This window comes from Roseiflexus sp. RS-1, from assembly GCF_000016665.1.
In the GTDB taxonomy this organism is placed as follows: Bacteria; Chloroflexota; Chloroflexia; order Chloroflexales; family Roseiflexaceae; genus Roseiflexus.
Genome location: NC_009523.1, coordinates 2,749,050 through 2,770,204, shown reverse-complemented (window position 1 = coordinate 2,770,204; position 21,155 = coordinate 2,749,050). Strand labels below are relative to the sequence as shown.

Here is a 21,155-nt window from a genome sequence, read left to right as displayed (position 1 = left end):
GTTTGACGTAGAATGCGCGCTCAACTAGAATAGCCAGGGTTGTTCGCGTAGACAAGGAATAGACGTTATGTCGCGCATGGTTGATGTCGAAATGGTGCAGGCACGCGGCTTCTCGATGCTGATCGAGTTGCTGCGTGCAATGCGCCCCAAGGAATGGATCAAGAATACGTTCGTCTTTGCGGCGATTGTGTTCTCGCAGCAACGATTGTGGATGCAGGCGGATGCAGTGCTGACGGTTATCGCTGCGTTCATTCTGTTCTGTATGGTCGCCAGCGCCATTTACCTGCTCAACGACCTGGTTGACATGGAGAAGGATCGGGCGCACCCGAAGAAGCGCAACCGACCGCTCGCATCGGGGCGACTGAGTCCGCAGATAGCGGCAGTCACGGCAGCGGCGCTGGTGATCGTTGCGACGCCGCTGAGCGTGTGGCTCGATCTCACCTACACGCCGCCGGGCGGGAGTGTCGCGTGGTTCGGTCATAACTACGACTTCCCGGCAGTGCTGCTGGTCTATGCGCTGGTGCAGGGCGTGGCGTATTCGTTCTATTTCAAGCATGTGGTGATTATGGATATCTTCACCATCGCCGCCGGCTTTGTGCTCCGGGCTGTGGCAGGCGCAATGGTGCTCGACATTAACATTACGCCGTGGTTGCTGATCTGTATGGGGTTGCTGGCGCTCTTTCTGGGATTGGCAAAACGCCGCGCCGAGATCGTGCTGCTGGAGAATGGCGCCGGCGCCCACCGGAGAATCCTCGATGAATATTCGTTGCCGCTCCTCGACCAGATGATGTCGATCGTGACGTCGGCAACGATCATCGCCTATACCCTCTTTACGGCGACCGCTGAAACCCTGCCGCATGAACCATTCCCGGTGATGATGATCACGGTTCCATTTGTGGTCTATGCCATTTTCCGCTATCTCTATCTGATCTACAAGCAGGATGGCGGCGGCAGTCCTGCCGATCTGGTGTTGAAAGACACCCCGCTGGCGTCATGCATTGTGCTGTGGGGGCTGACGTCGGTCGCGATCCTGGCGATGTTTTCGTTGTGACCGCGACATGTTTGAAGGTTGCATGTTGCAAGGTGGGAAGGGTAAAGGCAAGGAACATTCTAACCCTTAACCCCTGACCATTTCTCAGTTCGTATGATTGTCTTCATTAAATTCGGCGGCTCGGTCATCACCGACAAGCAACAGCAGGAACGCGCCGATATTGATACTATTCGCCAGTTGGCGGAGGAACTGCGGCAGGCGTTGGACGCCGCGCGTGATCTGTGCGTCATTGTGGGGCACGGCAGCGGTTCGTTCGGGCACGTCTACGCGCAGCGGTATGGCATCCACCGCGGTCTGGCGCCCGACGACGATTGGATGGGGTTCGCGCTGACCTCTGGCGCAGCACTGCGCCTGAACCGGATTGTGGTGGACGAACTGCTCGCGGCGGGCATTCCGGCGCTGGCGTTGCAACCCTCGACAACGCTGCTGGCGCGTGGCGGGCGATTGGTTCACTGGGAAACCGGTTCTCTGGAGCGTGCGCTGGAACGCCGGATGGTTCCTGTCATTCATGGTGATGTTGCGTTCGACGACGTTCAGGGGAGCGCAATTATTTCAACCGAGCAACTGCTGGCGCATCTGGCGACACTGCCCACCCTTCGCCCTGCGCGCATCGTTCTGGTCGGCGAGGCGGGGGTGTACACCGCCGACCCGCGCATCAACCCGCAGGCGGAGCGGATTGCGCGGATCGATCGGCGCAACATCGCCAACGTGCTGGCGGGCGCCGGTGGATCGCACGGTGTGGATGTCACCGGCGGCATGCGCAGCAAAGTCGAACTCATGTGGCAACTGGTGCAAACAGTTCCTGGGCTTCAGGTTTACCTGATTGGTCCGAAGCCGGGGTCGCTGAAGCGGGCGTTGCTCGGCGATGATACGGTCGAGGGAACGGTGATCGTGGGAGGGTGAAGGTTGAAGGTTGAAGGTTGCGGGTTGAAGGTTGAAGGTTGCGAGAGGCAAGAGACAGGCGAGGCAGGAACGGTTGCGCGATTGCCATTAAATTGCACACTTCACACTCTCCATTCTGGGGTAAGATTATCATGAGATAATTCGCAACGGTACGGCGCCACGCACGTACATGGCGATGAACAATACATCAACCTTTGCAACAGGAGACCACCTATGCCACTGCTCGACATTGTTGAATTCGTCGATCCCACAGGCAAAACGCTGGTGGCGCGCGTGCCGCCGGATGGCAACGGTGAACTGCGCCTCGGATCGCAGTGTATTGTGCGTGAGGGGCAACTTGCCTTCTTCGCACGCGATGGGCGCTTCCTCGATATGCTCATTCCAGGTCGGCATACATTGACGAGTAACAACATTCCGCTGCTGATCGACTTCATCAAACTTCCTTTTGGCAGCAAAAGCCCGTTTCGCGCCGACGTCTACTTCGTCAGTCTGCATCAACACACCGATCTGAAGTGGGGTACGCCGCAACCGATCCCGATGCGCGACGCACAGTTCGGCATGGTGCGTTTGCGGGCGTTTGGAACCTTCATCATCCAGGTGGCGGAACCACGCCGACTGCTGACCGCAGTGGTCGGCACCCGTGGACGCCTGACGGTGCAGGATGTCGAGGAGCAGCTGCGCAGTTCAATCATTGCCCGCGTCGCCGATGTGATTGCCGAGCGGATGCGTGAGCGCAAACTCTCAGTGCTCGACCTGGCGACCGAGTACGATGAACTCTCCGAGATGGCGTATGAGGTGTTGAAAGATGATTTTGCCGCACTCGGCTTGCAGTTGACCCGCTTCTACATCAACACGATCAGTGTGCCTGAAGAACTGGAACGGCGACTCGATCAGGTCGGCGGGGTGGCGGCATTCGGCGGTCTGGGCGACTATACGCGCTTCAAGGCGGCTGAGGCGTTGCAGGACGCAGCGCGCGCTGGTGGTGATAGCGCCGTTGGCGCCGGTATCGGACTGGGTGCAGGCATGAACCTGGGAGCGCTGATGGGTCAGGCGCTCCAGCAGCAAACGCCGTCGCCGCAACCGCCGCCACAACCGGCAGTGCAACCAGCGGCGGCGCCAGCAGCGCAGTCAGCAGCGATGAAAGCCTGTCCGCGCTGTGGCGTCAGCGTGCCGGAGAACGCCAAGTTTTGCAGCGAATGTGGCGCGTCGCTGCGCCCTGCCGCGTGCCCGCAGTGCGGTCACGCTGTGACACCGGGGGCAAAGTTCTGTATCGAATGCGGTGCAGCGCTGAAGTGAGGTCACACATCCGGCTCCAGGTAGAAACTCAGCGGATAGCCAGCTTCGCGCGCTGCGTGGTGCGCCTCGTAGACGCGACGCTGCGCTTCTTCATAGGGCAGCGTCACAACGTGCGCTCGTCCGTTGTGGTGCGCTTCGAGCATAATGGCAACTGATTGCTCGAAGCCCAGTTCGAAGATGGTCAGCAATATCAGCACCACAAAGTCCATCGGCGTCACATCGTCATTTTCGATGATGACGCGGTATGGACGTTCCAGTTCGTCTTCGGTGACGACGACATATTCCGTCGTCGGAATGGTGGTTGTGAGCGGAACCGAAACTTCTGCAGGCATGTGCGTTGCCACTCGCCCTCTTCTCTTGCCAATCAGCAGACAACATCGGATGATGCCACCCGTTTTATCTTACCACGCGAACGGGCAATGTGCGGGTCATATTTTCGCTCTCCCCCGAATTCCCGTTATGCCTCTTCTTTCACGCGGTCGTCGCTGCCGAACAACAGGCGCTGACCAATCCAACCGATGACCGGCAGCCCTGATGCACGACGCATCGTTTCGCGGTACCAGGCATCATGTTCGGCGGGGGTGCGGAAGACCGGGCAGTAGTTGCGTGAGGTCCACAAGCGCATGAACTCGTGCCGTTCGAGGGTGCGGTTGCCCGGATAGCGTTCAGGGATGCTATCTCCGTCCCGATCGACATCATTCGTCGTCAGATCAAAGCGTCCCAGATCGGGCCACTGCGCATCCACCAGATAGTACTCCTCCCGCAACGCCCCAGACGCATCCCGGTATGGCAGGCTGTACCCCACCAACACCGTCGCGTGTTGTCCCCACAGGCGTAATCTTCCCATCTGAAGCGCCGGATAGATATCGACGATCACCGGCACGCCCCGGTCGATCAGGTCGCGCAACACGCGCTCGCCATCAGTATGGGAAAGGTTGCCGAAATGCGCGCCATAGCCGCGTCGCCGCAGCTGCAGCGCCTTGAGCGGCGGCAGGGTTCCGCCGAATTTTGGCTGAAACAGCAGACCTGCTTCACGAATGAATTCATCCTTCGTGAATCGTGGCTCGCCATGCAACAGGTTGAGTGCGTTGGCGAGCGAAGTGAAACTGCACTCGTTAAACCCCTGCCCGCCGACGGGCCAGGCAATGGGGTCGGCGTTTGCAACAATGCAGCGAACGTATGGAGGAAAAGATGACATATGTTTTTTTGTATAACAACTATGAAGGCAGAAATCGAATAGATAACGTCCAACGTTGAACGTTCAACCTTCAACCTTCAACCTTCAACCTTCAACCTTCAACCTTCGCCTCAACGCACCTTACGACGCCACAGGCGCCACAACACTCCGATCTCCGGCGGACCGGTAAAGATGTACGCCAGCCATACCGCCCAGAGCGCGGGCCAGACATACACGAGCAGCAGCGCGATGCCGACCGCTGCCCATCCCAGAATACCAGAGACGACCATTGGTGTGCGGGTGTCGCCGATGCCGCGTAGCGCGCCGCCAATAACGAATGTGCCCGCCCACAACGGCTGCGCCAGCGCGACGACCTGCACTGCCGCAGCGCCAATGGCGATCAACTGCGGGTCGCCGCTGAATATGCCGACCATCTGCGGCGCAAACAGGATGAACAGCACCCCCAACCCGCCCATCCAGATGATCGCCCAGCGCGTCGCCACATTTGTCACCGCGCGCGCTTCGTCGATCCGCCCGGCGCCGACCGCCTGCCCGACCAGCGCAGTCGTCGCCAGGCTGAACCCGATCCCCGGCATGAACGAGAGCGAGAGGACATTCAGCGCCACGCGATGTGCGGCAAGCGCCACGGTGCCCAACCCGACGACAATCGGCGTCAGTGCGGCAAACGATGTGATGATGATGATCTCTTCCAGCGCCGCAGGCGCGCCAAGCCAGAGCACCTCGCGCGCGGTGCGCCAGCGCGGTCGCCAGGTTCCGGGACCGCCAACGCGCAAGCGGGTGCTCGTGCGCAGCAGGATCACCAGGAAAAGTGCAGCGCCTGCGACGCGCGCGATCAGCGTGCCCCAGGCGCTACCAGCCACACCGAGCGCCGGCATGCCGAGATGCCCGTAGATCAACCCCCATGAGGCGATCAGGTTCAGCACATTTGCCAGTGCTGTCACCAGCATGGGTGTGCGGCTGTCACCCGCGCCGCGCAACACGCTCCCGCCGATCAGCATGAGCGCCAGTGCCGGGATGCTCGCCGCGCTGATCGTCAGATACTCCGCCGCAACGGCAGTGGCATCGGGCGCCATGCCGTACAGCGCCACGACTGGTGTCGCAAAGATCAACCCGGCGAGGGTGATCGGCAGCGATAGCACAATTCCCCACAGCAGCGCCTGACCGGCGACGTGACTCGCCCGCGAGGAATTGCCTGCACCAATTGCCTGCGCTACCAGCACCGACGCGCCGACTGATAGCGAACTCAGCGCTGCCATGACGATGAACAGCACATTCAGCGCCGCGCCGACGCCTGCCAGCGCAACGACGCCAATTCCGGCGACCAGAATGGTGTCGGCAATGCCAAGCGCTGTGTGGAGGAGGTTTTCGCCGATGGCGGGCAACGCCAGACCCATCACCCGACGACGCAGCGCTGGTCGGTCAATGGTTGCACTGCCTGTTCCCGCCGATTGCACCGCAGGCGCCACCGCTTCGGCAGTTGATGGGACGATGTCGGGAATGGTCACACACTTCTCCATACTGGTGTTATCGTTCTGGTTGAACGTTCAACCTTCAACCTTCAACCCTCAACCTTCAACCTTCCAACCTTCAACCCCTACGCCGACGCCCGACGGAAGGATGCCGCGCGACGCGCCATCTCATCGCGCAGGGCATGGTGATCGCGTTCGATATAGCGCAACGCACCCAGGTAGAACACAAAACAGAGCATCCAGGCAGTGACGCAGATCCACGTAATCGCGGTTTGCAGGTCGTACATGTCGGCGATGATGCCAGCGAGCAGCGGGGCAAGCGCCGCGCCGCTGTTTTCGATGAAATACTCGAATGCCTGCGCCGTGCTGAGCACTTCCGGCACCGTTACATCGTACACCGTTGCAATGACATTTGGTGACGACAGCGGCATAAAGAGCGCCGTCACACACATCAGTACAAAGAAGGTGGTACGCTCCTCCACCGGCGTTTGCATCGCCAGGTAGAGAAAGATCGCCCCCATCAGGACCCCCGCGCTGGAGACCAGAATGCGCCCGCGCGTCGTGCGCTTGAATGCCCAATCACCCAGAACGCCGCCAATAAAACTGCCGCTCGCCAGGATCAGAATAACCGGCGCGACCGTCAGCAGAATGCTTCCTTCGTCGTAGCCGCGCTCGCGCGCCAGATAGGTGAAGAACCAGTAGGTGATCACATTCCACGGAAAGACGCCTGCGAACCCTTGCAGGAAGACGAACCACATGGTGCGCTTCCCCAGCACAGCACGCATTTCCGCCCACGAGAAGCGGAACCGCGCCATCTCGGTCATGCCTTCAAACTCTGGCTCCGCTTTACCACGCGGCATTTCGCGAACGCCGAACAGAATGACAACCGCAACCACAATGCCCAGTCCGCCGGTCAGGAAAAAGATCGTGCGCCAGCCGATCTGCGGCGCCAGCATCAGTGCCAGCACCATACCGACCAGATAGCCGATCGGTTGCGCCAGTTGCAGTAGACCGTAGACTTTGCCGCGCAGATTCGGACCGAAATAGTCGGCGACCAGGGCGTACATACCAGGGTACGACGAGTCATCAATCCCGGTCGAAGCGCGCGCCATCAGAAAGGTCGGGTAGGTGCGCGCCACCGCGCTCAACCAGGTCGTCGACCCCCAGATGAACGATGCCAGCGCCAGCAGACGCGCACGGGAAAACCGGTCGTACAGGTACCCCCAGATCGGATAGAGGATCGATGCCACTACCAGCGCACCGGTCGTCACTGCCCCCATCTGGGTCATACTGATACCGAACTCGTCCATGATAGCCGGGGTGAGTGGACCGATCAGGAGTTTGTCCGACTGATGGAGCAGCATAAAGCAGAAAAAGACCGCGATCACGAACCAGCGGTAACCTGAACGGGGTGTTCGCATCATTGCAACCTCGTATCATGGGGGCGGCGGAACGTCTCCTGTGCCATTATAACAGGCTCTTCCAGGGTGATGAGTCGCGTGAGCGCACCCTCATCCACATTGAACACACGCCGGGTATTGACAGGAAGCAGAATGAACGGCTCTCACGCGGCAGTGCACGGCGAATGATAAACACAGGTCTATCGAATACACCATTCCTCTTTTTGCTATAATGAAGCCATGACGACTGCAACGACCAGACCATCCCCCACTACCGACGCCGACGCCGACCCGTTCCGCTACGGGTGGCGCCTCGTGCCGCGTCCCACCCCCGATAATCCCTATCACCTCGAACAGATTCCGCTCACCCTCGACGACGTGCTCCATCCTGAAGTGGGAGACTTCATTGTGCACAGCGATCGCCACGAGACCGACCGGATGTATCTCACCGCTGTGCTGCGCGCACGCCTGGAGCCCTCCCGTCGGGCGATTGTGCTCAGCGACGTGCGCATCGCGTGGGACCTTCCCGACCTGCGCGCGCACGGACCGGACGTGATGGTCATCCCCGGCGTGCGCAAACGGCGCAACTGGAGCACGTTTGAGGTGGCGGTCGAACGGGCGCGCCCGGCGCTGATCATTGAGATCGTCTCGCTGGATGCGCGTGAGAACGATGTGGTGATCAAGGTGGAGCAGTACGCGCGGGCGGGAGTGGCGCAGTACGTGATTGTGGATGATACGGGGCGCGGCGGGGTACGGCGGTTGCGGTTGCTCGACTACCGTCTGGAAGGTACAGCATACCGGTTGCAGGAACCGGACGCGGAGGGGCGGGTGCACCTGGCGATTGCGGACGTATGGCTGGGCATACGGCGCGACCACGTGGTCTGCTATGATGCGGCGGGGCGGGAGATCGGGGACTATGTGACGGTGGTGCGGCAGGCGGCGAAGGCGGAGGCACGGGCGAAGCAGGCGGCAACGCGAGCGAAAGAAGCGGCAGCACGGGCGCGGCAGGAAGCGGTCGCGCGCGCCGAGGCGGAAGAGCGCGCACGACAGGAAGCGGCAGCGCGCGCCGAGGCGGAAGAGCGCGCACGACAGGAAGCGGTCGCGCGCGCCGAGGCGGAAGAGCGCGCACGACAGGAAGCGGCGGCGCGAATGGAGGCAGAGGAGCGAGCGCGGCAGGAAGCGCAGGCGCGCGAAGTCGAATCCCGCGCTCGCGCTGAAGCCGAGGCGCGTCTGCGCGAACTGGAGCAAGAACTGCGCCGTTTGCGCGGTGATGCATAGTGGTGCGAACTGTCACTCCCGTCGGCTTCTACGACGGGACGCTCTCCTGAACAACCTGCAATCTCTATCATGGTCACAAACAGAACCCTTTCATGCGACATTGCCATCATCGGCGGCGGACTGGGCGGTGTGGCAGCAGCGCTCGCCGCCTGTGACGCTGGCGCGTCGGTCGTTCTTACCGAAGCGACCGACTGGCTCGGCGGTCAGGCGACCAGTCAGGGCGTCAGCGCGCTCGATGAGCATCGCTACATCGAGACCTTCGGTGCAACCCGCAGGTATGCCGCGTTCCGCGAGGCGATCCGCGATCATTATCGCCGTCGCTACGGGATCGCTACCATGCCCGATGGGTCGCCGCTCAACCCCGGCGACGCCTGGGTTTCGGCGCTCTGCTTCGAGCCGCGGGTTGGCGTATCGGTGATCGAGACGATGCTGGCGCCCCATGTTACAGCCGGTCGGTTGACGATCCTGCGCAACTATGCCCCCATCTCCGCCATTGTGCCGGGTGACGCGATCACCAGTGTCACAGTGACAGGCGCGGATGGCGATGTGACGATTGCGGCGCGTTTCTTTCTCGACGCTACTGATCTCGGCGACCTGCTGCCGCTGACGGGCGCTCCATGGGTGACGGGTGCGGAGGCGCGGAGCGATACCGGCGAGGTTGACGCACCAGAAGAGGCGCGCCCCGGCGAGGTGCAGGGGTTCACCTTCTGCTTTGCGGTCGAATATCGTCCCGGCGAAGACCATACGATCCCAAAACCGGAAGGGTATGAGCGTCTACGCGACTCGCAACCGTTCACTCTGACCCTGACCGCTGCCGACGGCGCGCCACGTCCCTTCCGCGTCTTCGAGACCGGTCCGACCGGTCTGCCGCCATTCTGGACGTACCGCCGCCTGCTGGCAGGACGTCTGCTCGACCCGTCGGGTACGCTGCGCGATGTGGCGATGATTAACTGGAACGCCAATGATTATCACCATGCCGATCTGATTGGCGCAACGCCAGAGGAACGCACACATATTCTGGATGAAGCCCGCCGCCTTTCGCTCTCATTCCTGTACTGGCTGCAAACCGAGGTTCCACGTGACGATGGCAGCGGCTACGGCTATCCCGGTCTGCGTCTGCTCCCCGATGTGATGGGAACGAAGGACGGGCTATCAAAAGCGCCCTACATTCGTGAGTCACGGCGCATCCAGGCACTGCGGCGTGTGACCGCCAATGACATTCTGGCAGCCGGACGCACGACTGCCCGCGCGGCGCACTTCCCCGATTCGTGCGGCGTTGGATGGTATTTTATGGACCTGCACCCGGCAGTGGGGAACCCGCGCAGCATGTTCGCGCCGACGCTGCCGTTCCAGATACCGCTCGGAGCGCTGATCCCGCAGCGCCCGACAAATCTGCTGGCGGCATGCAAGAATATCGGCACGACCCATCTGTCGAATGGTTCGTACCGGCTCCACCCGGTCGAGTGGAATATCGGCGAGGCGGCGGGCGCGCTGGCGGCGTTCTGCCTGACGCACGCGATGCAACCGCGGGAGGTGTGGGAAGGTCGGGAGTTGCGCATGTTTCAGCGCCATTTGCTCGAACAGGGCATACCACTGGCGTGGACAGTGGATGTTCCGCCCGAACATCCGCACTTTATCCCCACCCAAATGCTGCTGCTGGAAGGCGCGCTGGAGGGGAATGGACCACGCGCTGCGTCGCTCGACATCGCCCCCAACACCCCTATCGACCGCGCCGACGCGCCTGCCGTGCTCCGCGCGTTGCTGCGCGCCGCCGGATCGCCATCTGAACCGGTGATCGATCCGGCGTTCGATCATCAACCGCTCAGTCGCGCAGAAGCAGCGGCAACCCTGGCGCTCGTCGGGGCGTCAACCGCTGGCATGAGCGACCCTCCCACCTGGAGCGATCTGTGCGAAGCTCTACGTCCGCTCCTCTGACTTGCCCTGGATCGAAGCGCGCAATCGGGCGGCGGACGCTGCCAGCCTCATATGCACCCTCCTTATCCGCCTGCCAGTTCAAGCGCCTGCTGCAACCCGCGGCGCAGCGGCTCCTCGGTGTAGCGCAGCGCGTTGGCGCGCCCGCGTCGGATCAGTTCTGCGCGCAGCGCAGCATTCTCCTTGATCTCCAGGATCGCCTCGGCGATCGTGCATGCGCCGACGAAGTGCTGCCATCCCCCTGAACTGTGGATGGCGCTGTCGATCGGTTCGAGAAGATAGGCGCCATCGCCGACGACCTCCGCCATCGCGCTGCGATCGTTCGTCACCGCTGCCGGAACGCCACACAGCGCCGCTTCGAGCGGCGCCAGTTCGAATGCGCCAGAGTGAGGCACGTTCACTACCAGATCACACAGGTTCAACCGCTCGACATAGGTGCAGCCCGGCGGAATCGCAGGTCGTCCAGGAGGCGGTCTGTCGGTCGGCGGCGTGTTGGCGTCGTAGGGAATGCCTGCCAGTTGCCGGAAATCGCTCTGTGGAAACAAAACCAGATCGGCGACACCAAGATGATCGGCGACGTGGAGCAGGTTCCAGCTGCTGAGCCAGGGGTCTTCGTTCGTCGGTTGGCAGTGGAAATAGGCGATAATGTCGTCTGCCTGACCGCGCGCCCGCAACTGCTGCAGCGCCATCATCACGCGCGGTTGCTGCTTGCGCTCGGTGTTGCGCCCGAAGACGCCGATAACAAAGCGTCCGTCGAGACCTGCGGCGCGGCGCAGCGCGTCACGGTACGGCAACGGACGAAACAGACCGGCATCGACCGGATGCGGCGCAGCAATCACATTGGGAATGCCGAGCGATGCGCAGTAGTTCGCCGCTACATAGGTGGGGGTCATTGCTGCGCGAAAATCGCGCAACACCTGCATCAGATCGCGGTCGAACGGAATCGTGTCGATCACGAAGTGACAGATCATGGGTCCGGTCCATCCCGCAGAACGAATGGCGGCGGCAAAGCGGGCAACGGCACCGAGATCGTAGTGGACGAAAACCAATTCCGGTTGCTCGGCGGTCAGGAAGTCGGGCAAAAGCGGCAACGCTTCCTTCTGGTCACGCGGCATTGGCACAATACGGCACGGGTAGCGCGTCGGGTCGAATGGCTGTCCGTCGGCGCATACTCCAAACACCACGGTTTCGTGCCCCATATCGGCGAGCATGCGCGTCAGATGGCGCGCATGGATGCCAAATCCGGTCGCTACCGATGGCGACTCGGAAATAAGCGCGATTTTCATGGATCGGTCCGATCTCCTCGGTCATCGACGCACACGATGATTGCTGCAAGACATTTCCGACAGGCGTGCGCAGGTCTCTCCGGCGCCGATGGGTCTGAACGCACAGGCGCAGATCCTGCTGTGCTCGTCCCCATGGAACGCCGCCGAACCCCTCATAGTATACGCTGTTACCTGACAGTATAGATCTTTCCGGCTCAAACTTTGTGCCATTTGACACAAAGCCTTCGTAGTGGTAGAGTAAGCGTGAGACATGCGCCATGTTGGGCGTATGGCGGTGTCAACGCTGGAAAGCGAGTTATCAGCCTATGTCTCCGCTCGCCAGGCATATTGTTCTCCGCGACCTGGACATCGAAGATATTGCGGATTTCGAGGTCTATCTGCGCCATGGCGGTTATGAGGCGCTGCGCATCGCCGTGACCGAACGCACTCCCGCCGACATTGTTCAGACGGTGAAGGATTCGGGACTGCGCGGGCGTGGCGGCGCCGGGTTTCCGACGGGGGTCAAGTGGGGGTTTCTGCCGAAAGGGGTCTATCCGCGCTACCTGCTGTGCAACTGCGACGAAAGCGAACCCGGTACCTTCAACAACCATCAGATTATTGATCGCAATCCGCATCAGTTGATCGAAGGGATTGCGATCTCCGCCTACGCAATTGAGGCGCACACGGCATATATCTATATTCGCGGCGAGTTCGCGGCAGCCGCACGGCGCCTGGAACGCGCGATCGCGCAGGCGTATGAGCGCGGTTTCCTCGGCAGGAATATATTCGGCAAAGGGTACGATCTCGACATCTATGTGCACCGTGGCGCAGGCGCGTATATCTGCGGCGAAGAAACGGCGCTCATGGAGTCGCTCGAAGGGAAGATCGGTCAACCGCGCCTGCGCCCACCCTTCCCGGCAGTCGCTGGTCTGTACGGCAAACCAACGATCATCAACAATGTCGAGACGTTGACGAATGTGCCGATGATCGTCCGCCACGGCGCTGCCTGGTACCGTCAGTTCGGCACCGAAAAAAGCCCTGGCACCAAAGTCTTCTCGATCTCCGGTCACGTGAAACGTCCCGGCAATTATGAGGCGCCGTTCGGCATACCGCTGCGCGAGTTGATCTTTTCGCCCGATTATTGTCAGGGAATGCGGAGCGACCGCAATGTCAAAATTGTGGTGCCCGGCGGTGCGTCTGCCGGCTGGCTCACGGCGGACGATCTTGATGTGACGATGGACTATGAGGCGCTGGCGGCGAAGGGGAGCATGCTCGGCTCCGGCGGCGTGATCGTCCTCGACGAGAGTGTCAGCGCGGTCGAGGTCGCCTATAAGATGGACGAGTTCTTCAAGCATGAGTCGTGCGGCAAATGTACACCCTGCCGTGAGGGAACATACTTTCTGGTGAAAGTGCTGCACCGGATCACGCACGGTCATGGACGCAAGGAAGACATTCCATTACTGCACGATGTTTATCATCAGATGGCTGGCAATTGCTTCTGTCTGCTCGGCGAAAGCGCCGTCGTGCCGATCCGCAGCGCACTGCGCCTCTTCCCGCACGAGTTCGAACAGGCGATTGCGCAGGCTGGCAATGGACGCCGCGATCTGAAGATGATGTCGGTTCACTGAGGCACTCCACATGACCATTGTCACACGCTGGACAGTCGAGATCGTCAAGACGCTGCCGCGACTGGAAGGCGGACGGGAGGCGATGATCGACGGAGAATGGCAGCCGATGACCGCCAATGTCTTCCGCCACCACGAGGAGGCGCTGCGATACGTTGCGATGCTGCAACCCGGCGATGGCCGCATGTCGCCGTTGATCCCCGGCTCTTTCTGTGAGATTGAACGCTTCTGTGCGATATAATATCCCACCCGCCGCAACGCGGCGCTAGAGGTGTGCATATGCCCGATGTAACCCTGGTCATCGATGGACAGACGGTGACCGTGCCAGCCGGAACCAATCTCGTCGATGCAGCCCGTATGGCTGGCATCGCAATACCGGTGTTCTGCTACCATCCCAAACTCAAGCCGGTCGGCATGTGTCGGATGTGTCTGGTCGAAGTATGGACGCCAAAGATCGATCCGGCGACCCGCCAGGTGGTGATCGGTGAGGATGGGAAGCCGGTCATGGCATTGATGATGGGGAAACTGCAACCCGGATGCGTAACGCCGGTCAGTGAGGGCATGGAGGTGCGCACGACAACGCCGCAGGTACGGTTTGCGCAGAAGGGGCAACTGGAGTTCTTGCTGACGTCGCACCCGCTCGACTGCCCGGTGTGCGATAAGGGAGGCGAGTGCCCGCTACAAAACCTGACAATGCAGTTCGGTCCCAGCACATCGCGCTTCGACTATGCCGACAAGATCCATTTTGAGAAACCCATCCCTTTGGGCGATCTGATCTATCTTGATCGGGAGCGCTGCATTCTCTGCTCGCGGTGTGTGCGCTTTCAGGACGATATCGCCGGCGATCCGGTGCTCGGTTTCGATAACCGTGGTCGCGCCTGGGAAATTATCTCGAAATCAGATCCGCCGTTCGACTCGAAGTTTTCCGGCAATACCACCGATATCTGTCCGGTCGGCGCGTTGACCACCGCCGATTTCCGCTTCAAGGCGCGCGTGTGGGAACTACGCCCAACCCCCAGCATCTGCCCGCACTGTCCAGTCGGGTGCAATATCTCGCTCGATATGCGCTATGACCGGTTGATGCGGGTGATGCCGCGCGAGAATGAGTATGTCAATGAAATCTGGATCTGCGACAAGGGACGCTTCGGCATGCGCTTCATCGAAAGTCCGGAGCGTCTGCGGCATCCGCTGATCCGCAAGGGTGATACATTAACCCCGGCGACGTGGGACGAAGCGATCGCTCTGGTCGCCGAAAAGTTGCGCACCATTCGCACCCACGCAGGTGCGGCGGCGTTGGGCGGTCTGGCGAGTCCTGACCTGCCGAACGAAGACCTGTACCTGTTCCAGAAGTTGTTCCGCCAGGTGCTGGGTTCGCCAAACATCGATTGCTGCACCGGCGCTCCGGGAGAACCGGATATCATCGATCTCGGATCGGCGCTCGGCGTTGGCAAAGGGACAAATCTGGCGAGCCTGGGAACAGGGACAGCAGTGCTGGTGGTCGGCGCCGACCCGGAGGAAGAAGCGCCGCTCTATGTGCTGCGTCTGCGCGGAATTGTGGCGCGCGGCGGCGACCTGACGGTGATCAATCCGTATCCCACGAAACTGGATCGCACCCCGGCGCGCATCATCCGTCCGCGCGTCGGCGCTGAGGCGTTCGTCGCACTGGCGCTGATCAAGGCAGTGATCGACGAAGGATTGGTCGCTGACGAGGTTGTGACGCGACGAGTTCAGGGTTTTGACGATCTGAAGGCGCGTCTGCGCGAACACAGTGTTGCGTCACTCTGCGATGCCGCAGGGGTTGCGGAAGATACGGTTCGCGCTGCGGCGCGCGCTTTCGCCCAGGCGGAACATGGCATCATTCTGTATGGACGGGTAGCGCTGACCATCGGCGCCGATCTGCTCAATGCACTTGCCGACCTGGCGCTGCTAACCGGTCACATCGGTAAGCCGAACAGTGGCTTCATTCCGCTCATTCCCGGCGCGAATGCGCGCGGTGCGCTCGATATGGGCGTGCGTCCAGGAGCCGGAAAGAAGCGCGGCTTGAACGCGCGCGAGATGTGGACGGCAGCGCGCGAAGGTCGTCTGCGCGGAATGTTCATCGCTGGCATGGATCCGGCGCGCGACAATCCGGCGGTTGCAGCGGCGCTCGATGCGCTCGAGTTTCTGGTCGTGCAGGATATTTTTCTCACCGAAACGGCGCAATATGCCGATGTCGTTCTGCCAACCGCCTCAATCGCCGGTCGCGAGGGAACATTCACCAACGCCGAACGACGGGTGCAACGTTTCCGCCAGGCGCGTATTCCTGAATACAACACGCCGGCTGGTTGGGATGTCGCTCAGCGCATCGCGCGCGCCCTGCTGTCCGGCAATGGCAAAGCGATCACACCCACCGACTCGACCGATGGGCGGACTGTACAGCGCCCATCTGCACAAACCGGAACCGGCGCATGGGACTACGTGGTTGCCAGCGACGTGGCGGACGAAATTGCGGCAACGGTACGCGGGTACGCCGATACAACCTATGAAAGCCTGGGATTGACGCGCAAGCCGCAGTGGGGGCGTCAACCAAACGAGGCGATCTTCTACGATGGCACCTCCTACGAAAACACGGAAGGGGTCGGGGTGCAGATCGCGGCTGAAGCCGACAATCCAAAAGCCGTGTTTACGCTCCAGGCGCGTGTGCCATCGCCGATGCCGGCGGATGATGCCCATCCATACATCCTGCTGGCGGCGCCGCGCGCCTATGATGGTCGGGCGTGGGCGCGCGACTCGAAACTGCTGCCGCGGATGGTCACGCCGCATCTCATTCTGAGCGCGGCAGATGCTGCTGCGCTGGAGGTGACGCCCGGCGCGCCGGTGCGGATCGCCTCCGATGCCGGGCAGGCGGTGCTGCCGGTACAGATCGACCGTCACCTGCCGCGCGGACTGGCGCTGATGCCGGACGTCAACGGCGCACCACTTAGCGCCGTGCAAACCGGTCCGTTGACGCGCGTCGCTATCACGCTGCATATCAGTGAACCGGTGGAAATGCGATGACCTGGATCGATCTCGGCATTCTGATCATCAAGTGCATTGTGCTGTCACTGGCAGCAACGACGATCTTCGCCTACTTCACGCTTTTTGAGCGGCGAACCCTCGCGCGCCTGCAAAACCGCGTCGGACCGAATCGCGCCGGACCGGGCGGCTTCCTGCAACCGATCGCCGACGCAGTGAAGCTCTTTTTCAAGGAAGATGTTACGCCATTGCTGGCAGATCGCTGGGTCTACCTGGTTTCTCCCGCGTTTGCGCTCATTCCTGCCATTATCATCTGGGCGACTATTCCGGTCGGGATGTGGCCCGATGGTCAGGGCGGCAACTGGCTGCAACTCGCGGAAATCAACGTCGGTGTGCTCTACCTCCTGGCAGTCACCTCGGTCGGCGTGTACGGCATCGCAATTGCAGGATGGGCATCGAACAACAAATACTCGATGCTCGGCGGCATCCGCGCTTCGGCACAGGTCATTTCCTACGAACTCGCGCTCGGTCTGACCGTTCTCGGCGCGGTGATGCAGACGCAAAGCTTCAGCACGGCGGAGATCGTCGAACGGCAAATGCAGATGTGGAACATCGTTCCGCAGTTCCTCGGTTTCGTCGTGTTCATCATCGCCGCTACGGCAGAGGTGGTGCGCGCGCCGTTCGACCTGGTCGAAGCCGAGCAGGAACTCGTGGGCGGGTACAACACCGAGTACAGTTCGATGAAGTTCGCGCTGTTCTTCATGTCAGAATATGTCAAACTGGTGGCGATGAATGCCATCGCAGTCACGCTCTTTCTGGGAGGCTGGCAGTTTCCTGGGCTGCAGGCGCTGACGCAGTTTACAACGCAGCAGTATGGCGCTATGATCGGCAACGCGGTGCTGGGGCTGACATCGCTCGGCGCCTTCCTGCTCAAAGTGTTGCTCCTCTCTTTCGTTTCGGTCTGGATCCGCGCCACCCTGCCGCGGGTGCGCTACGACCAGTTGATGAACCTGGGCTGGAAGGTGCTGCTGCCGCTCGCGCTGATCAACGTGGCCATAACGGCAGTGGTGAATGTGCTACTCCCCAATAGCCCGACCATCGCAGCGCTGATCGGTCTGGTTGCCGGCATTATTGTCCTGGCAGTCGCCGCAATCATCGGGAGACCGGGCAAGGAGAAACGAACGGTCACACTGGTGGAGATTGGAGCGTCATAACCAACCGGTTGCGCTCTTCGCCCGACACGCAGCCCCTGAAATGCAGTCGCATATAACAAAGTGAGAGACGTGTATGATCGGCGCACTTTTCAAAGGTCTGGGAACAACGCTCAAATATCTGTTTCGCAAGCCGGTCACCGTCGAGTACCCGGAAGTTAAACGACCGGTACGCGAACGGTTCCGCGGTCGGCATCAACTGAAGCGATTCGCCAATGGCATGGAGCGCTGCATCGGTTGCTCACTGTGTGCGGCAGCATGTCCGGCTGATGCTATTCTGGTTGTACCAGCGGAGAATGATCCGGCTGCGCCGCATTCGCCGGGTGAACGGTATGCGGAGCGCTACGAGATCAACATGCTGCGCTGCATTTTCTGCGGCTACTGCGAAGACGCCTGTCCAACCAATGCGATTGTTCTTGAGCATCAGTATGAACTTTCGTTCTACGACCGACGGAGTTCGATTCTGACCAAGGATGATCTCCTGGTCCCGCCCGACAAGGGGCACGGTGAGGTTCCGCCTATCCTGGAACAACTGAATCGCCGCCCCAGTCCGCCAGCGCAGATCGACCTGTAGCGACGAGGCCGCAATGGAACTTGTTATTTTCCTGATCACGGCGGTGGTGGCAATCGCAGGGGCAGTGGCGATGCTGCTCAGCCCGAATGCGATCCACAGCGCGATCTTTCTGCTGATCAACTTTGTTGCGATTTCGGTGCTCTATGTGTTGCTGTATGCCCCATTCCTGTTCGTTATTCAGTTGATCGTTTATGCTGGCGCAATCATCGTCCTCTTTCTCTTTGTGGTGATGCTGCTCGGTGCAGAACGGGCTGAAGACACGCGCGAACGGTTCGCCTGGCAGCGCCCGCTGGGAGTGAGCCTGGCAGCGATCCTGTTGGGTCTGCTCGGATATCTTGCGCTGCGCAATCCATCCGCCGGGGCTACAGTCGCCGACCAGCACTTTGCAGCGCCGGAACGTATCGCCGAAGCGCTGTTCACGACCTACCTGCTCCCCTTCGAGATTACGGCATTCTTGCTGCTTGCAGCGATCGTCGGCGTTGTTGTGCTGCATATGGCGGGGGGGGCGAGAACCAGGAACTGAGAACCGAGAACTGAGAACCAGGAACTAAGAACCGAGAACCGAGAACTGAGAACCGAGAACTGAGAACTGAGAACCGAGAACCGAGAACCAGAACTATGGTGCCAACGAGTTACTACATTTTGCTCAGCGCATTGCTGTTCACCCTGGGTGTTGCGGGTGTTCTGATACGGCGCAATGCGCTGGTTCTGTTCATGTCGGTCGAGTTGATGCTGAACTCGGCAAACCTGGCGCTGGTGACATTCGCAATGGCGCGGCAAGATATCGCCGGGCAGATCGTCGTCTTCTTCGTCATCGTCGTCGCCGCTGCTGAAGTCGCCGTCGGTCTGGCGCTGCTGGTGGCGATCTTCCGAACCAAACAAACGACCGATGTGGATGAGATTCATTCATTGAAAGGCTGAATGCTGGCGAAGCGAGCGCACAATGCTTCTGTTCCACTGTTTGCCTCTCATCTGACAGGACACGTTCCACGATGAACTGGATCATCTGGCTGATACCTGCTTTTCCTTTGATCGGCTTTCTGCTCAATGCGCTGGTTGTGCGCCGTGAGCGCGCAGCTGGCATCCTCGCCTCGGTGATGGTCGGGTTGTCGTTCGCAGCAACGATTGCAGCGATGGTCGTGCTCGAAGGCGCGCCATCCGGGGCAAAACGATTGACCTGGACGTTGTGGGAGTGGATCGGGATTGCCGATTTTCGCGTGGCGTTCGGGTTGCTGTTCGACCCGCTTACGGCGGTGATGGCGCTGTTGATCACTGGCGTCGGCGGGTTGATCCATATCTACTCGATTGGCTACATGCACGGCGATGTTCGTCCGGTACGCTTCTTCGCTTTTATGAACCTGTTCGTCTTCGCCATGCTGATGCTGGTGATGGCGGATAATCTACTGCTGCTGTTCCTTGGATGGGAAGGGGTGGGGTTATGCTCGTTCCTGCTGATCGGGCACTACTTCGACCGTCGCTCCGTGCCGCCGGGCATCAATCCCTCCGAGGCCGCCGTGAAAGCCTTTGTGGTCAATCGTGTCGGCGATGCAGCGATGCTGGCGGCGCTGTTCGCAATCTTTACCAACTTCGGCACGCTGTCGTTCTACGACAATCCGCAACTCAGTATCAGCGGCTACCTCGATCAGGCGATTGTTGTCGCTGGCGAAACGGTTGATCTTGGCGCATTCGGGCAGTTACCGTTGATGACTGGCATCACACTGCTCATGCTGGTCGCCGTTGCTGGAAAATCGGCGCAATTCCCGCTCTATACCTGGTTGCCCGATGCAATGGCCGGTCCAACGCCGGTGTCGGCGCTGATCCACGCGGCGACAATGGTGACGTCTGGCGTGTACCTGATTGTGCGCAACCATACCCTGTTCGATCAACCGGCGTCGGCAGCGCCGTGGGTGCTGGTGATCGGCGTGATGACGGCGTTCATCGGTGCGACTGCGGCTGTGGCGCAACTTGATATCAAGCGGGTGCTGGCGTACTCGACCGTCTCGCAACTCGGGTATATGGTTGCTGCTGTGGGGATGGGCGCGTATGTCGCCGGTATGTACCATCTGCTGACCCATGGATTGTTCAAGGCGCTCCTCTTCCTGGCCGCCGGTTCGGTCATCCACGGCATCGGCGATCACCAGGATATGCGGCGGATGGGCGGGTTGCGCAATGCGCTGCCGACGACCTTTCGCCTGTATGTCATCGGCGCGCTTGCGTTGAGCGGCATCTTCCCGCTCGCGGGATTCTGGAGCAAGGACGAGATCATTGCCCACGCCTGGTTTGACGCGCGGAGTCCGCTGGCAGCCATTATGCTGATCCTGACCTCAGCAGTCACTGCGTTCTACATGGGGCGTCAGATCGGCATGGTGTTCTTCGGGCGACCGCGCGACCCGACAATCCACGGGCACGAGAGCGGCGCCGCAATGCGCTGGACTATGGTGGCGCTGGCTGGCGGCGCCGTTGTCGGCGGTCTGATCAATCTTCCGGGATTGCACTGGCTGAACAGTTATCTGCGTCCGGTGCTGCAGGAACCGGAAGTGATCTACACGGTCGGGATGGGCATTCTTGCCACGATCACAACCCTGCTGAGCGCTGGCGCCGGTTATCTGGGCTGGAAAACCTATGCCCGCGATCTGGAGCCGCGCATCCGGATTGGGAAGGAAGACCCCATGTTTCGTTACCTGGGCGATCTGTGGCGCGGCATGGAGATCGGTTGGGGTCTCGACTGGCTTTACCAGCGGGTGTTTGTCCGCCCCTACCGCGCGGCATCGGTCTTTCTCAGCGACGTGGTTGATCGTGAAGCCATCGATCAGGTGCTGGTCGATGGCACGGCGCGTGGATTGGCGCGACTGGCGCACGGGTTGCGCGCATTGCAAACCGGGTATATTCGCACGTATGCGCTCATGTTCCTGTTCGGCGTCATTCTGGTTGTCGCATTCTTCGCCTTACGCGGTTAGGA

18 protein-coding genes are annotated in these 21,155 nt (G+C 60.8%); 13 read left to right on the top strand and 5 right to left on the bottom strand.

The window, feature by feature from the left end; all coding sequences use genetic code 11:
- Nucleotides 1-67: 67 nt before the first annotated feature.
- From ROSERS_RS11590 to ROSERS_RS11580, 3 genes are all read left to right on the top strand, one after another.
- A complete protein-coding gene (locus ROSERS_RS11590) occupies nucleotides 68-1,051 on the top strand; it encodes a decaprenyl-phosphate phosphoribosyltransferase (protein WP_011956973.1) in 984 nt (327 codons plus the stop codon).
- Between the two features lie 93 nt (nucleotides 1,052-1,144).
- The gene (locus tag ROSERS_RS11585; protein WP_011956972.1) at nucleotides 1,145-1,954 is read left to right on the top strand and encodes an isopentenyl phosphate kinase; all 810 of its coding nucleotides are present in this window, start codon (nucleotides 1,145-1,147) and stop codon (nucleotides 1,952-1,954) included.
- A 213-nt stretch (nucleotides 1,955-2,167) separates the two neighbouring features.
- On the top strand, nucleotides 2,168-3,250 hold the full coding sequence (locus ROSERS_RS11580) for an SPFH domain-containing protein (RefSeq protein WP_011956971.1): 1,083 nt from the start codon (nucleotides 2,168-2,170) through the stop codon (nucleotides 3,248-3,250).
- 2 nt (nucleotides 3,251-3,252) lie between these two features.
- Here ROSERS_RS11580 and ROSERS_RS11575 read toward each other — a convergent pair whose 3' ends face one another.
- The 4 genes from ROSERS_RS11575 to ROSERS_RS11560 form a co-directional block, all read right to left on the bottom strand.
- Nucleotides 3,253-3,582, bottom strand: coding sequence for an ATP-dependent Clp protease adaptor ClpS (locus ROSERS_RS11575; RefSeq protein WP_049767591.1), 330 nt, complete (start codon nucleotides 3,580-3,582; stop codon nucleotides 3,253-3,255).
- 125 nt (nucleotides 3,583-3,707) lie between these two features.
- The gene (locus tag ROSERS_RS11570; RefSeq protein ID WP_011956969.1) at nucleotides 3,708-4,448 is read right to left on the bottom strand and encodes a hypothetical protein; all 741 of its coding nucleotides are present in this window, start codon (nucleotides 4,446-4,448) and stop codon (nucleotides 3,708-3,710) included.
- Nucleotides 4,449-4,558: 110 nt separating this feature from the next.
- Complete coding sequence (locus tag ROSERS_RS11565) at nucleotides 4,559-5,965, bottom strand: MATE family efflux transporter (protein ID WP_011956968.1); 1,407 nt, start codon at nucleotides 5,963-5,965, stop codon at nucleotides 4,559-4,561.
- A 77-nt stretch (nucleotides 5,966-6,042) separates the two neighbouring features.
- Entirely contained in the window at nucleotides 6,043-7,341 is a 1,299-nt protein-coding gene (locus ROSERS_RS11560) for an MFS transporter (protein ID WP_011956967.1), read from the bottom strand.
- Nucleotides 7,342-7,557: 216 nt separating this feature from the next.
- On the opposite strand from ROSERS_RS11560, the gene ROSERS_RS11555 reads away from it, so the two are divergent.
- Nucleotides 7,558-8,595: a Uma2 family endonuclease gene (locus tag ROSERS_RS11555; protein WP_011956966.1), complete on the top strand. Its 1,038-nt coding sequence runs from the start codon at nucleotides 7,558-7,560 to the stop codon at nucleotides 8,593-8,595.
- A 69-nt stretch (nucleotides 8,596-8,664) separates the two neighbouring features.
- Entirely contained in the window at nucleotides 8,665-10,530 is a 1,866-nt protein-coding gene (locus tag ROSERS_RS11550; RefSeq protein WP_011956965.1) for an FAD-dependent oxidoreductase, read from the top strand.
- A 62-nt stretch (nucleotides 10,531-10,592) separates the two neighbouring features.
- Here ROSERS_RS11550 and ROSERS_RS11545 read toward each other — a convergent pair whose 3' ends face one another.
- Nucleotides 10,593-11,813 (bottom strand): glycosyltransferase family 4 protein, encoded by a 1,221-nt coding sequence (locus ROSERS_RS11545; protein ID WP_011956964.1) that lies wholly within the window; start codon nucleotides 11,811-11,813, stop codon nucleotides 10,593-10,595.
- A 305-nt stretch (nucleotides 11,814-12,118) separates the two neighbouring features.
- Here ROSERS_RS11545 and nuoF point away from each other — a divergent pair, with 305 nt between their 5' ends.
- The 8 genes from nuoF to nuoL all read left to right on the top strand — a co-directional run bounded on the left by nuoF (nucleotide 12,119) and on the right by nuoL (nucleotide 21,153).
- Nucleotides 12,119-13,420, top strand: a complete 1,302-nt coding sequence (gene nuoF / locus ROSERS_RS11540) for an NADH-quinone oxidoreductase subunit NuoF (protein WP_157041054.1) — start codon at nucleotides 12,119-12,121, stop codon at nucleotides 13,418-13,420.
- A 10-nt stretch (nucleotides 13,421-13,430) separates the two neighbouring features.
- Entirely contained in the window at nucleotides 13,431-13,658 is a 228-nt protein-coding gene (locus ROSERS_RS11535) for a hypothetical protein (protein ID WP_041333539.1), read from the top strand.
- Nucleotides 13,659-13,696: 38 nt separating this feature from the next.
- Nucleotides 13,697-16,453, top strand: a complete 2,757-nt coding sequence (gene nuoG / locus ROSERS_RS11530) for an NADH-quinone oxidoreductase subunit NuoG (protein ID WP_011956962.1) — start codon at nucleotides 13,697-13,699, stop codon at nucleotides 16,451-16,453.
- The gene (gene nuoH, locus ROSERS_RS11525; RefSeq protein ID WP_011956961.1) at nucleotides 16,450-17,625 is read left to right on the top strand and encodes an NADH-quinone oxidoreductase subunit NuoH; all 1,176 of its coding nucleotides are present in this window, start codon (nucleotides 16,450-16,452) and stop codon (nucleotides 17,623-17,625) included. The genes nuoG and nuoH overlap by 4 nt, the downstream gene beginning before the upstream one ends.
- Before the next feature lie 73 nt (nucleotides 17,626-17,698).
- Nucleotides 17,699-18,196 (top strand): NADH-quinone oxidoreductase subunit NuoI, encoded by a 498-nt coding sequence (gene nuoI / locus ROSERS_RS11520; protein ID WP_011956960.1) that lies wholly within the window; start codon nucleotides 17,699-17,701, stop codon nucleotides 18,194-18,196.
- A gap of 13 nt (nucleotides 18,197-18,209) precedes the next feature.
- Nucleotides 18,210-18,719, top strand: coding sequence for an NADH-quinone oxidoreductase subunit J family protein (locus ROSERS_RS11515; protein WP_011956959.1), 510 nt, complete (start codon nucleotides 18,210-18,212; stop codon nucleotides 18,717-18,719).
- Nucleotides 18,720-18,814: 95 nt separating this feature from the next.
- Nucleotides 18,815-19,117 carry an NADH-quinone oxidoreductase subunit NuoK gene (gene nuoK, locus ROSERS_RS11510; RefSeq protein WP_011956958.1) on the top strand — a complete coding sequence of 101 codons (303 nt, stop codon included), beginning with the start codon at nucleotides 18,815-18,817 and terminating at the stop codon, nucleotides 19,115-19,117.
- A gap of 71 nt (nucleotides 19,118-19,188) precedes the next feature.
- Nucleotides 19,189-21,153, top strand: a complete 1,965-nt coding sequence (gene nuoL / locus ROSERS_RS11505; protein ID WP_011956957.1) for an NADH-quinone oxidoreductase subunit L — start codon at nucleotides 19,189-19,191, stop codon at nucleotides 21,151-21,153.
- Nucleotides 21,154-21,155: the final 2 nt, after the last annotated feature.